Source organism: Acidovorax sp. HMWF029, assembly GCF_003060895.1.
In the GTDB taxonomy this organism is placed as follows: Bacteria; Pseudomonadota; Gammaproteobacteria; order Burkholderiales; family Burkholderiaceae_C; genus Acidovorax.
Map to the genome: position 1 here is coordinate 1 of NZ_QAIH01000046.1, position 12361 is coordinate 12361.

Here is a 12361-nt window from a genome sequence, read left to right on the forward strand (position 1 = left end):
GCTTGCTGCCGCACGAGCATTTCATCAAGGGCGTGGAGGGCGCCCCGGCATCGCGCACGCTGCAGCGCACCTGGCTGTTTGTGTTTGCGATTGCCCTGCACAACCTGCCCGAGGGGCTGGCCATTGGCGTGGCGCATGCGGGCGGCGACCCCTTGCGGGCCAATGCGCTGGCCACCGGCATCGCCATCCAGGATGTGCCCGAGGGCCTGGTCGTAGCGATGGCACTGCTGGCGGCGGGCTACCGGCGTGCGCTGGCGGTGGGGCTGGGCATGGCCTCTGGCCTGGTCGAGCCCCTGGGCGCCGTGCTGGGGGCGGCGGTGGTCAGTGCATCGGCCAGCCTGCTGCCCTGGGGCCTGGGGTTTGCGGCCGGGGCCATGCTGTTTGTGATCAGCCACGAGATCATCCCCGAATCGCACCGCAAGGGCCACGAGGCCTGGGCCACGGGCGGGCTGATGGTGGGCTTTGTGTTGATGATGCTGTTGGATACCGCGCTGGGTTGATTGATTGCTATGTATTTGATAGCTATAAAGGAATGATGGTCGCGCGCAGAGGCCTTTTTTTGTTTGAATTTTCTGCTGCTACCCAAAGAACTGGTAGCACACGGCAATGGCGGCCACCACGCCCGCCAGTTCGGCCAGCAGCGCGCAGCCCACGGCGTGCCGTGCCCGCTGAATGCCCACGGCCCCGAAGTACACGGCCAGCACATAAAAGGTGGTTTCGGTGCTGCCCTGGATGGTGGCGGCGGCCAGGGCGGCAAAGCTGTCCACGCCCTGGGTCTGCATGGTCTCGATCAGCATGGCGCGCGCGGCGCTGCCCGAGAACGGCTTGACCAGGGCGGTGGGCAGCGCGTCCACAAACCGGGCGTCGGCGCCCAGCGCGCTCACGCACCAGCGGATGCCGTCCAGCACATAGCCCAGCGCCCCCGAGGCGCGGAACACGCCCACCGCGCACAGCATGGCCACCAGGTAGGGCAGCAGTCCCTTGGCCACGTCAAAGCCTTCGCGGGCGCCGTCGATGAAGGCTTCGTACACGGGCACTTTGCGCCAGGCGCCCATCGCCACAAAAGCCACCACCAGCGCAAACAGCGTGAGATTGCCCAGCAGCGACGACAGCGACGCGAGGGCGGCGGCGCTGAGCGTGGTGAGCAGCGCCATGAAGCCGCCCAGCACCAGCGCCACCGGCAGCAGGTAGGCCAGCACTGCGGGGCTCCACAGCGGCAGGCGCTGCACCACCGCCACGCTCAGCAACCCCGCAAGGGTGGATGCGGAGGTGGCCAGCAAAATGGGCAGGAAGACCAGCGTCGGGTCGGGCGCGCCCTGTTGCATGCGGTACATGAAGATGGTGACCGGCAGCAGCGTGAGCGAGGACGCGTTGAGCACCAGAAACAGGATTTGCGCGTTGGTGGCGGTGTCGGGCTGGGGGTTCAACTCTTGCAGTGCCTTCATGGCCTTGAGGCCCATGGGCGTGGCGGCGTTGTCCAGCCCCAGTGCATTGGCGGCAAAGTTCATCGTGATCAGCCCGAGCGAGGGGTGCCCGCGCGGCACCTCGGGCATGAGCTTGGCAAACAGCGGCGCCAGCCAGCGGGCCAGGGCGTCTACCAAGCCCGCCTTTTCTGCGATGCGCAAAAAGCCAAGCCACAGTGTGAGCGTGCCAAACAACAGTACCATCACCTCGACGGAGAGCTTGGCCATCTGGAACAGCGCCTGCACCATGGCTGAGAAGATCTCGGCGTTGCCACCCACCAGCCACTGGGCCAGCGCAGCCACCGCCGCCGTGATGAAAAAGCCGAGCCACAGAGTGTTGAGCATGGGATAGGTTCAGGTGCTGAGGCCGGTGAGTTTGGACATGGGGAGAGGTTACACGCTGGCCGATGGGGGCTTGGCGGGTTGCAATCGGTTTGGCACCGCCACGACAGCGCCACAAGTGCCGGAATGGGGTAGAGGCATGGCAGCGGGTAAACTATAGGGTTTTGCCGCGTTGGGCGACCGGCGGCAAACACTCTCTCAATTCCCACATTTAAAGGTAACCCCCATGGGCGCGCAGTGGAAAGCAAAAGGCAAGGCACTGGTGGCCGATGCCAAGGGCAAGCTGTTTGGCAAGCTGGTCAAGGAAATCACCGTGGCCGCACGCGGCGGTGCCGACCCTGCCAGCAACTCGCGCCTGCGCCTGGTGGTCGAACAGGCCCGCAAGGCCTCGATGCCCAAGGACACGCTGGAACGCGCCATCAAGAAGGGCTCGGGCACCGGGGCCGACGCCGTCAACTACGAGCGCGTGATCTACGAAGGCTTTGCGCCCCACCAGGTCGCCGTGATGGTCGAATGCCTGACTGACAACGTCAACCGCACGGCGCCCGAGATGCGCGTGCTGTTCCGCAAGGGTCAACTGGGCACGTCCGGCTCGGTGGCGTGGGATTTCGACCATGTGGGCATGATCGAAGCCGAACCCGCCCAGCCTGGTGCCGACCCCGAGCTGGCCGCGATTGAAGCCGGTGCGCAGGATTTTGAAGCGGGCGATGAAGAAGGCACCACCACCTTCTGGACCGACCCCACCGACCTCGATCTGGTCAGCCGCGCCTTGCCCGCCCATGGGTTCAACGTGCTGTCGGTCAAGCTCGGCTACAAACCCAAGAACCCCGTGAACCCTGCCAACCTCACGGCTGAGCAGCTTGAAGAGGTCGAGGCCTTCCTTGCGGCCATTGATGGCAACGACGACGTGCAAAACGTGTTTGTGAGCCTGGGCAGCTGATACACGGCTGATGCACGGCCACAGGCCCCTGCGGCCTGCGCCATCGCAACCGGCTTCCACACCACCCACCTTTCAATGACTGCAGACCACTACGCCGCCCTCGGGCTGGCGGCCAATGCGTCGCTGGCCGACATCAAGAAGGCTTTCCGGCAAAAGGCCTCGTTCTACCACCCCGACCGCAACGACGCGCCCGACGCTGCGCAGCGTTTTGCCCAGGTGCAAAAGGCCTACGAGGTGCTGTCGGACGACGAAGCACGCCAGGCCTACGACGACAACCGCCGCCGCAATCTGCTGGACGACCCGCTGCAGACTGCGCAAGAGATCTGGCAGGCGTATGCGTCGCGCGTTCTTTCTTCTTCCTCTTCTTCATCATCGCCTCTGTGAAACTTTCTCCTTATTTCCATGACCTGCGCTCCGCCTACCAGGCCGAGCTGGACGACCTGGTTTCCGACTCCGAAGGCAACGATGTGCTGCGCAAGCGCCTGGCAGAAAAGCGCAACGAAATTGCCTTTTTGGTGCAGATGATGGAGCTGGCCCCCGAGATGGTGGCCGTCGTGTTTCACCAGGGGTTTCGCTTTTCCAAGCCCGCTGCGGTCGAGCACCTGCTGGGCCAGCCCGCCGACAGCCTGCCCGACTGGCACAGCCTGACCCACGCCGTGGCGCTCGAGCCCTGGGCGCAGAGCCTGGCGCAGACCGTGCTGCGCGAGCCCCAGGGCGCGCGTTTTCTGGCGGTGGCGGCGGGGCTGGAATACCTGCAGCAACACGCGCGCCTGGCGCCCGCATCTGCGGTGCATGGCGACAGCGATGCCGAGGACGATGGTGAAGACGCCGCCGAACACGACGACGACTACAACGCGTTGAGCGCCGACGATGCGGTGGACCCGCAAAACAGCCGTACGCGCGAAGAATCCAGCGCCAACTGGCTGGCCGACGCAGGCTTCGACCGGAAAGAATGACCATGAGCAGCACCAACCAACACCTGGCCCTGATCACCAAAACCACCAGCCTGATTGCGGCCGGTGACATCGTGGGTGCCGAATCGGCCCTGGCCGAGCTGGCCGACACCGACGGCGACGGCGCGCTGATGGTGGTGCTGGACCAGTTGGCACCCAAGGACATCCTGGCCGTGATGCGCGAATACGACGACTCCAAGGCGTCCGTGGTCAACATGCTGGTCACGCCTGAGCAGTTTGCGCGCGCCATGGTGCTGGAGAAGCAGTACAAGGACCTCACCCACACGCACCTGCGCAACATGGTCAACGCCGTGGTCTTCCGCGACGACGCAGACCCGGTGGAGTTCCTTACCGCCATCGGCGACCTGGAAGGCGGTGCCGAGGCCCTGGCCAACTACTTTGCTGAAAAGTGGAGCCGTGTGGAGGCGTTTGCCCGCACCGGTACCTTTGACGCGACCGAAGACTACGGCCTCACGCTGAGCGACGACGAGCTGCTGGCCTCTGGCTACGTGCAGCCGCGTGTAGACCAGGACGAAGTGGCCGACCGCGACTGGATGCAGATGGCCTGGCTGCTGCGCTATGAATGCCGCGACCTGTTCATCGAAATGCTGCTGGTGCTGCGCGCCAAGGCGCGTGCCTTTGACCTGGGCCTGGAGGAGGGCGACGACGCGCCCGCCGAAGAGGACGACGGCAAGTTCGAGACCAGCGAGACCGACCGGGGCAAGGCCACGCCCGCAGCGCGTGCCTCTGACGAAGAGTCCGCGATCTAGAGAACATCCCCCTTTGGCGCTGCGCGCCTTCCCCCTTCCCGAATCACTGCGTGATTCGGGAAGGGGGACACCGCCCTTGCTGCGGGGCGGCCCTTGCTCGGCGGTCCAGGCTTGGGCCGCGACAGTTGCAAAGAGCGTGAGCAACGCGATGGAGTACCTGCATGACCTTGCCCCCTACGACTGCTTCTGATTCGCCGACGAGCGCCAATGCCCTGCAACTGCACGACGCGCGCCCTTTCTTTGAAAAGGCGCTGGTGTACGGCGTGCAGCACGGCATCCTCGATGCGGAACGGCTGGCGGCCATCCACACCGATGCGCCCAAGGGCATGGTGCAGATTGCGCGCTACTTTGGCAGCGAATTCTTGCGGCCCGAGCTGGAAAAAGCGCGCGACCGCATGGTCAACCTCATCAGCCTGTATCTGCTGGAGACGACCGGCGGCGACCTGGCCGAGGCCGCAGTCTCGCTGCGCGATAACTCCTTTTTGTCGCGCTCCAAGGGCGGCTCGGACATGCTCAAGCGCCTGATCGCCATGCCCGAGAGCAGCAACTTCGGCATGGCCGGTTATGCCGATGCCGAAACACCATTGCTGGCCGCCTGGTCGCTGCGCAGCCATGCCGACTACCGTGCCGAGCTGGCCCGGCGCAGCCAGATTGCCCAGGCCATCGCCGCCGCTGAGTGGCTGGCCGCGCAGTACGACCTGGACACCGACGAGCTGGAGTCCGCCGGGGCCGATGCCGAGGCCGTCATCCGTACGGGCCTGCTGATGCAGGCCCTGGCCCCGCAGGCCATGGCGGCGGGCGAATGGCCCAGTGCACCGGCGTTTGAAAAGCTGGTGACGGGCCTGCGCAAGAAAAAGCTGCCCGTGCCCACGGCACTGCGCCTGCCCCCCGGGCTGCCCCAGCCGCTGCACGATGCCGTGGCGGCGCACTGCAGTTCCGTGCTGGCCGATTTGCCCAAGCTGCTGCAGTCCACCACGCCGCTGCGCACCCTGCTGCGGCCCATGGCGGCATTTCGTGCGCGCTACTTCCTGCTGGACGATCCGCTGGCCGAGGTGGAGGCCCTGCACCACAGCCTGGACGCGCTGGAAGACGACGCCGAACCCCCACAACCCGCCAGCAAAACCTGGACCAAGACCACCGACGGCAACGACGACGAACATTCGCTGCTCACGCTGTTCCTGTGCCTGGCAGCCGGTGTGCCCAAGAAGACCCTGCTGACAGAGAAAACCGCCGCCAGCCTGGTGCGCAAGGCACGCAAATCCGGTCTACAGCCCACGCTGGCCGCCGACTTCATCCGCGGCCATGCGCCCGGCGTACACCAGCAGGACTACCTCGCGCTCTGGAGCAGCTTTGTGCAGGACGCCGAGAAAACCTTGCTCAGCGACATGGACTACCAGTTGCATGACGCGCTGGCGCTGCTGCGCCGCGAGTGCAATGTGGTGGGGTAGCCTGTACCCGCCACGATGGCGGGTTGGCCACCGGTCTGCTTTCCGGTCTTGATCGGGATCAAGAGGTGTCTTCCTGTGCATCTGCCGGGTGCCGTGCGGGAGGGTGAGGCGGTTAACATTTGGGGCACCGGCATGCCCATCCTCCCGTGCACACCCCCACACTCACCATCCTTGCGGCACTTTTGACCGCACTTGTCACCGCGGTGCTCTACGCCGTGTGGCATTTCAACAAGAACATCCCTGGCCTGCGTCTGTGGATGCTGTCCTTTTTGTGCAGCTTGGTTTTTACCGTGAGCCTGCTCTTGCGCGGTTGGCTGCCTGAGGTGGTAGGGGTGGTCATTTCGCAGGGGGTTGTGGCGCTGGGTGCCTATCTGTGCCTTTTGGCGGGCCGCTCCTACATGGGGCTGCGACCGTTTTCTCACCTGTACGCGGTGGCGGGTATTGGGGCACTGCTGGCGCTGTCGGTGGTGTTCACGCTGGTGTATCCGCACTTGGGCATGCGCTTTGTTCTGATGGGTGTGGGATCCGGCGTTTGCTACTTGCTGACGGCACGCACCCTGGCCGTGGGTGGCATTCACCGCGTGCCGGCGCGTTATTTGTTGGCAGGCGTGCTATGTCTGCACGGCCTGTTCGTTTTGCTGAGGCCCGCCTTGTTCGCTTTGGGTGGCGCGGTGCCCGATGGGGTGCTGGAAGGTGGACTGATGGCGTCTGTGTCCCAGTTCGTTCTTTTAGAGGCCATCGTTGCTACCGTGCTGTTGAGCTTTGGAGCGCTGATCCTGACAAATGAGTTCATCACCAGCGAGCTGCGGCACCTGGCCGAGGTGGACCCGCTCACCAGCGTATTCAACCGCCGCGCGTTTTTCACATTGCTCGACAAGGCCGTGAGCAGTACCCAGCGCACCCATATGCCCCTGCCTGTGCTGGTGCTGGACCTGGACCACTTCAAGACCATCAACGATACCTGGGGGCATCGTGCGGGTGATGATGTGTTGCGCCACTTTGTGGACTTGGCCCTGCGCTGCCTGCGCAAAGAGGACGTGATGGGCCGGCTGGGTGGCGAGGAGTTCGCCATCTTCTTGCCCAATGCCGGGGCGCAGGGCGCTCGCGCCGTGGCAGAACGCCTGCGGCGGCTGGTCGAGTCCCACCCCGCCGTAGCGGGTGCGCGGTCCATACCACTCACGGTGAGCATCGGCATTGCCCTGTGTGGCCCAGGGGATGCGGCGAGTGCCGCCCTGCAGCGGGCTGATGAGGCCATGTACCTTGCCAAGCAGCGCGGCCGCAACAGGGTGGAGATGTCGGGCTCTGCAGCGGTGGCAACTGTGGCCTGAGCGGCAGGGGGATCGTCGGGGCCCGCGTGGCCTTTGTACAGAGGCCACAGAGGCCGCAGAGGCACTTGCGCATCGTTGAGCGCTTAGCGGCTTAGCTGCCCAATGTCGGCTGCCCGACCTTCAGAGGGGCGTGCGCTGTGGGTGCATGGCATGTGCCTGCCGCAAAATTGCAGGCTCCCAGGTCACCCCACGTCATTGACAAGCACACGCCATGGCAGCCACTTCCTCTCGCAGCAGCAGCGTTTCTACTGGCCCCATTGCCCAGCCTCGCCGCGCCTTCCTGCGTTTTGGCGCAGGTCTGGCCACCGTGGGGGCGGCCGTGGGGGGCGGGTACGTCCTCTACCGGCCTGCCAATGACCGGCAACTGGTTTTTGCCACCGTGGCCGATGCCATGCGGGAGGTGGAGCGCCTGGCCAGCGCCGCCGTGGGCCCGCTGCCCCCCGCAACGGCCTGGAGCTGGTCGCAAACGCTGGTTCATTGCGCACAGAGCATCGAGTATTCGCTGATGGGTTTTCCGGCGCCCAAGTCGGCCTTGTTCCAGAACACGCTGGGCAGGGCGGCATTCAACCTGTTTGCACTGCGCGGGCGCATGAGTCACAACTTGGCCGAACCCATTCCTGGCGCACCGGTGCTGGAAGCATCCGCCCAGGCCCTGGCCGCTCTGGCGCGCCTGCGCAAGGCAGCTCAGGACTTTTCCACCCACACAGGGCCCTTGCACCCACACTTTGCCTATGGCGCACTCGACAAGGCGCAATACGAACAGGCCCACGCCATGCATCTTGCCAACCATCTGTCGGCATTTGATGTGATGAATTAGCTATATTATTTATAGCTAAAAGTGCTTATCAGACAGGCGAAGAAGCCATTTTTTCTTGTGTTTTTCGCCAGGTTGTTCATCCTGGGCCTTGTCGCCCAAGCGGCGGTAGCCCGGGGCGCGCCTAAGCCAGACTGCCTGCGGACCTGAGCGGCGGCACTGTGGGCCCCGGATGGCAGGGGTTGATGCAGGTCAAGAGACCGCGTGGCCGGGCATGGGGCTGCCGTGGACAAAGCTACTATCCCTGCAGGGGTCGGTGTTTACGGCCCCGCAGGGAGCGCGAGGTCCCGCCAACACCCCCGCAAGGATGACCCATGACCAAGCGATGGACGATAGTTGCTGCGCTGGCTGTCGCGCTGGCTGGTAGCGCCGTGCTGCTGCGCTGGGCGCCCTGGCAGCCCCAAGGCCCAGGGCCCGGCTTTGTCAGCGGCAATGGCCGCATCGAAGCCACGGAGGTGGCCGTTGCCACCAAGCTGGCGGGGCGGGTGCTGGAGGTGCTGGTGGACGAGGGGGCGTTCGTCTTGGCCGGCCAGCCCTTGGCCCGCATGCAGATTGACAGCCTGCAGGCCCAGCGCGAAGAGGCGGTGGCCCGGCTGCAGCAGGCGCAGCTGGCCATCAGCAGCGCACAGGTGCAGGTGGCCCAGCGCGAGAGCGACCACCAGGCCGCCCTGGCTGTGGTGGCGCAGCGCGAAAGCGACCTCGACACTGCCCGCCGCCGCCTGCCACGCTCTGAGCAGCTGGCGCGCGAAGGTTTTTTCTCCAGCCAGTTGCTCGATGACGACCGCGCCAAGGTGCGCAGCCAGCAGGCCGCCGTGACCGCTGCCAAGGCCCAGGCCAAGGCCGCACAGGCGGGCATTGGCGCGTCGCGCACGCAGGTGACCAGTGCCGAGGCCAACGTGCGCGCGCTGCAGGCCACGCTGGCACGCATTGATGTGGAGCTGGCCGACAGCGAGCTCAAGGCCCCGCGCGATGGCCGCGTGCAGTTCCGCGTGGTGCAGCCCGGCGAGGTGGTGGGCGCAGGTGCGCGCGTGCTGCAGCTGGTGGACCTGAGCGACGTGTACATGACCTTCTTTTTGCCCGAGACCGTGGCGGGCCGGGTAGCACTGGGCAGCGAGGTGCGCATCGTGCTCGATGCCGCACCGGGCTTTGTGATCCCGGCTACGGTGTCGTTTGTGGCCAGCACCGCCCAGTTCACGCCCAAGACGGTGGAAACCGCGAGCGAGCGCCAGAAGCTCATGTTCCGCGTGCGGGCGCAGATCGACAAGGCGCTGCTGCTGCGCCACCAGGAGCAGGTCAAGACCGGCCTGCCCGGTGCGGCCTGGCTGCGGGTGGACCCCGCAGTGGAGTGGCCTGCCAACCTCGCCGTCAAGGCCGGTCAGTGAACCCTTCAGACAGCGTGGCACCCGTGGCCCGTCTGCGCGGCGTGGGCCAGCGCTACGGGGGCACGGTGGCGCTTGCAGACATTGATCTGGAAGTGGCCGCGGGCCGCATGGTGGGCCTGATCGGGCCGGATGGCGTGGGCAAGTCCAGCCTGCTGGCGCTGGTGGCGGGCGCCCGCGCCGTGCAGCAAGGCACGGTGGAGGTGCTGGGCGGCAACATGGCCCACAGCCGCCACCGCAGCCGGGTGTGCCCCCGCATCGCCTACATGCCGCAGGGCCTGGGCAAGAACCTGTACCCCACGTTGTCGGTGGAAGAAAACCTGCAGTTCTTTGGCCGCCTGTTCGGGCACAACGCTGCCGAGCGGCGCCGCCGCATTGACGAACTGACGCGCAGCACAGGGCTGCACTCGTTTCTGGCGCGGCCAGCGGGCAAGCTTTCGGGCGGCATGAAGCAGAAGCTGGCCCTGTGCTGCGCGCTCATCCACGACCCGGACCTGCTCATCCTGGACGAGCCCACCACTGGCGTGGACCCATTGGCGCGCGCCCAGTTCTGGGACTTGATCGGCCGCATCCGCGCCGCACGGCCGGGCATGAGCGTCATCGTGGCCACGGCCTACATGGAAGAGGCGCAGCGCTTTGAATGGCTGGTGGCCATGGACGAAGGCCGCATTCTGGCCACCGGCACCCCCGCCGAGTTGATGGCCCGCACCGGGCACGGTGCGCTGGAGCAGGCCTTTGTGGCGCTGCTGCCCGAGGCCAAGCGCCGGGGCCACAAGGCGGTGCAGATTCCGCCGCTGGACCGCTCGCAAGACGACGCCGCCAACGTCGCCATCGAGGCGCGCGACCTGACCATGCGTTTTGGCGATTTTGTGGCGGTGGACCATGTGAGCTTTCGCATCCAGCGCGGTGAGATTTTTGGATTTTTGGGCAGCAACGGCTGCGGCAAGTCCACCACCATGAAGATGCTCACCGGCCTGCTGCCCGCCAGCGACGGGCAGGCCTGGCTGTTCGGCCAGTCGGTGGACCCCAAGGACATGGCCACGCGGCGGCGTGTGGGCTACATGTCGCAGGCGTTTTCGCTGTACAGCGAGCTGTCGGTGGAGCAGAACCTGGTGCTGCACGCGCGGCTGTTTCATGTGCCCGAGGCCGAGGTGCCCGCGCGCGTGTCGGCCATGCTGGAGCGCTTTGACCTGCAGGCCGTGCGCGGGTCCATGCCCATGAAACTGCCGCTGGGCATGCGCCAGCGCCTGTCGCTGGCTGTGGCCATGGTGCACCAGCCCGAGCTGCTGATCCTGGACGAGCCCACCTCGGGCGTGGACCCGATGGCGCGCGACAACTTCTGGCGCCTGATGGTGGAGCTGGCGCGGCGCGACAAGGTCACCATCTTCATCTCCACCCACTTCATGAACGAGGCCGAGCGCTGCGACCGCATTTCGCTGATGCACGCAGGAAGGGTGCTGGAGAGCGCGTCGCCGCAGGAGATCGTGGCCAAACGCGGCGCCGCCACGCTGGAAGAAGCCTTCATCGGCTATCTGGAGGATGCTGCGGGCACGGCCCCAGCCCCTGTGCCTGTGCAGGCTTCGGAGCCCGCTGCGCTATCGCCCGTGCCTACCCACGACGCTCCCACCTGGCCCACCCGCCTGCGCCAGAGCCTGGCCCGCATCCACAGCACCCAGTGGCGCGAAGCGCTGGAGCTGCGCCGTGACCCGGTGCGCGGCGCCATGGCGCTGCTGGGCTCGCTGATCCTGATGTTTGTAATGGGCTACGGCATCAGCATGGACGTGGAGAACCTGCGCTTTGCCGTGCTGGACCGCGACCAGACCGCGCTGAGCCGCGCCTACACGCTGAACCTGGCGGGCTCGCGCTACTTCACCGAACAGCCGCCGATTGCCACCTATGCCGAGCTGGACGCGCGCATGCGCTCCGCCGAGATATCGCTGGCGCTGGAGATCCCGCCCGGCTTTGCACGTGACGTAGCGCGTGGCCAGGCGGTGCAGATCGGCGCGTGGGTGGACGGCGCCATGCCGCAGCGCGCCGAAACCGTCATCGGCTACGCCCAGGGCCTGCACCAGCAGTGGCTGGTGGAGCAAAGCCGCAGCCACACAGGCGTGGTGCCCCGGGGCCTGCTGGAGGTAGAACCGCGCTACCGCTACAACCCCGATGTGCGCAGCCTGCCGTCCATGGTGCCTGCCGTGATCCCGCTGCTGTTGCTGATGCTGCCCGCCATGCTTACCGCCTTGGCCGTGGTGCGCGAGAAGGAGCTGGGCTCCATCATCAACCTGTATGTCACGCCCACCACGCGCACCGAATTCATGCTGGGCAAACAGCTGCCCTATGTGCTGCTGGCGCTGTTCAACTTTGGCTTGATGTGCCTGGCGGCGGTGACGGTGTTTGGCGTGCCCATCACCGGCAGCTTTGCCACGCTGACGCTGGGTGCCGTGCTGTTTTGCCTGTGCTCCACGGGCATGGGCCTCCTGGCCTCCACCGTCACGCGCAGCCAGATTGCGGCCATGTTTTTTGCCATGGTGGGCACGCTCATCCCGGCCGTGCAGTTTGCAGGGCTCATCAACCCCGTGTCGTCCATGACGGGTTTTGCGCGCTGGTTCGGAGAGGCCTACCCGGCCAGCCACATGTTCACCATCAGCCGGGGCGTGTTCAACAAGGCGCTGGGCCTGCAAGACCTGCAGGCCGAGTTCTGGCCCATGCTGGTGGCGGTGCCGGTCATCGTTGGCGCGGCGATCTTGCTGTTACGCAAGCAGGAGGCCTGACATGGCACTGCGTGGCCGGTGGTCCAACATCTTTCGGTTAGGCATCAAGGAACTATGGAGCCTGTGGCGCGACCCGGCCATGTTGTTCCTCATCGTCTACACCACCACGCTGGCGGTGTACTCGGCGGGCATGGCGCAGCCCGAGACGCTGTACCA

11 protein-coding genes are annotated in these 12361 nt (G+C 65.9%); 10 read left to right on the forward strand and 1 reads right to left on the reverse strand.

What is annotated here, in order from left to right:
* Positions 1-500: ZIP family metal transporter (locus DBR12_RS02745; protein ID WP_233244263.1), on the forward strand; the 500-nt coding region annotated here is incomplete at its 5' end.
* A 78-nt stretch (positions 501-578) separates the two neighbouring features.
* Here the strand turns inward: DBR12_RS02745 and DBR12_RS02750 are convergent.
* Positions 579-1808: a nucleoside recognition domain-containing protein gene (locus tag DBR12_RS02750; RefSeq protein ID WP_108615843.1), complete on the reverse strand. Its 1230-nt coding sequence runs from the start codon at positions 1806-1808 to the stop codon at positions 579-581.
* A gap of 223 nt (positions 1809-2031) precedes the next feature.
* On the opposite strand from DBR12_RS02750, the gene DBR12_RS02755 reads away from it, so the two are divergent.
* The 9 genes from DBR12_RS02755 (at position 2032) to rbbA (ending at position 12205) form a co-directional block, all read left to right on the forward strand.
* The gene (locus DBR12_RS02755) at positions 2032-2745 is read left to right on the forward strand and encodes a YebC/PmpR family DNA-binding transcriptional regulator (protein ID WP_108615844.1); all 714 of its coding nucleotides are present in this window, start codon (positions 2032-2034) and stop codon (positions 2743-2745) included.
* Positions 2746-2820: 75 nt separating this feature from the next.
* Positions 2821-3129: a DnaJ domain-containing protein gene (locus DBR12_RS02760; protein ID WP_108615845.1), complete on the forward strand. Its 309-nt coding sequence runs from the start codon at positions 2821-2823 to the stop codon at positions 3127-3129.
* Positions 3126-3701, forward strand: coding sequence for a hypothetical protein (locus DBR12_RS02765; protein WP_108615846.1), 576 nt, complete (start codon positions 3126-3128; stop codon positions 3699-3701). Before DBR12_RS02760 ends, DBR12_RS02765 begins: the two co-directional genes overlap by 4 nt.
* A gap of 2 nt (positions 3702-3703) precedes the next feature.
* The gene (locus DBR12_RS02770) at positions 3704-4468 is read left to right on the forward strand and encodes a hypothetical protein (protein WP_108615854.1); all 765 of its coding nucleotides are present in this window, start codon (positions 3704-3706) and stop codon (positions 4466-4468) included.
* Positions 4469-4629: 161 nt separating this feature from the next.
* Entirely contained in the window at positions 4630-5916 is a 1287-nt protein-coding gene (locus tag DBR12_RS02775) for a hypothetical protein (protein ID WP_108615847.1), read from the forward strand.
* A gap of 146 nt (positions 5917-6062) precedes the next feature.
* Positions 6063-7244, forward strand: a complete 1182-nt coding sequence (locus DBR12_RS02780) for a GGDEF domain-containing protein (protein ID WP_108615848.1) — start codon at positions 6063-6065, stop codon at positions 7242-7244.
* Between the two features lie 211 nt (positions 7245-7455).
* Positions 7456-8061 (forward strand): DUF1569 domain-containing protein, encoded by a 606-nt coding sequence (locus DBR12_RS02785; RefSeq protein ID WP_108615849.1) that lies wholly within the window; start codon positions 7456-7458, stop codon positions 8059-8061.
* A 311-nt stretch (positions 8062-8372) separates the two neighbouring features.
* The gene (locus tag DBR12_RS02790; protein ID WP_108615850.1) at positions 8373-9440 is read left to right on the forward strand and encodes an HlyD family secretion protein; all 1068 of its coding nucleotides are present in this window, start codon (positions 8373-8375) and stop codon (positions 9438-9440) included.
* Positions 9437-12205: a ribosome-associated ATPase/putative transporter RbbA gene (gene rbbA / locus DBR12_RS02795; RefSeq protein ID WP_108615851.1), complete on the forward strand. Its 2769-nt coding sequence runs from the start codon at positions 9437-9439 to the stop codon at positions 12203-12205. Before DBR12_RS02790 ends, rbbA begins: the two co-directional genes overlap by 4 nt.
* Positions 12206-12361 lie beyond the last annotated feature (156 nt).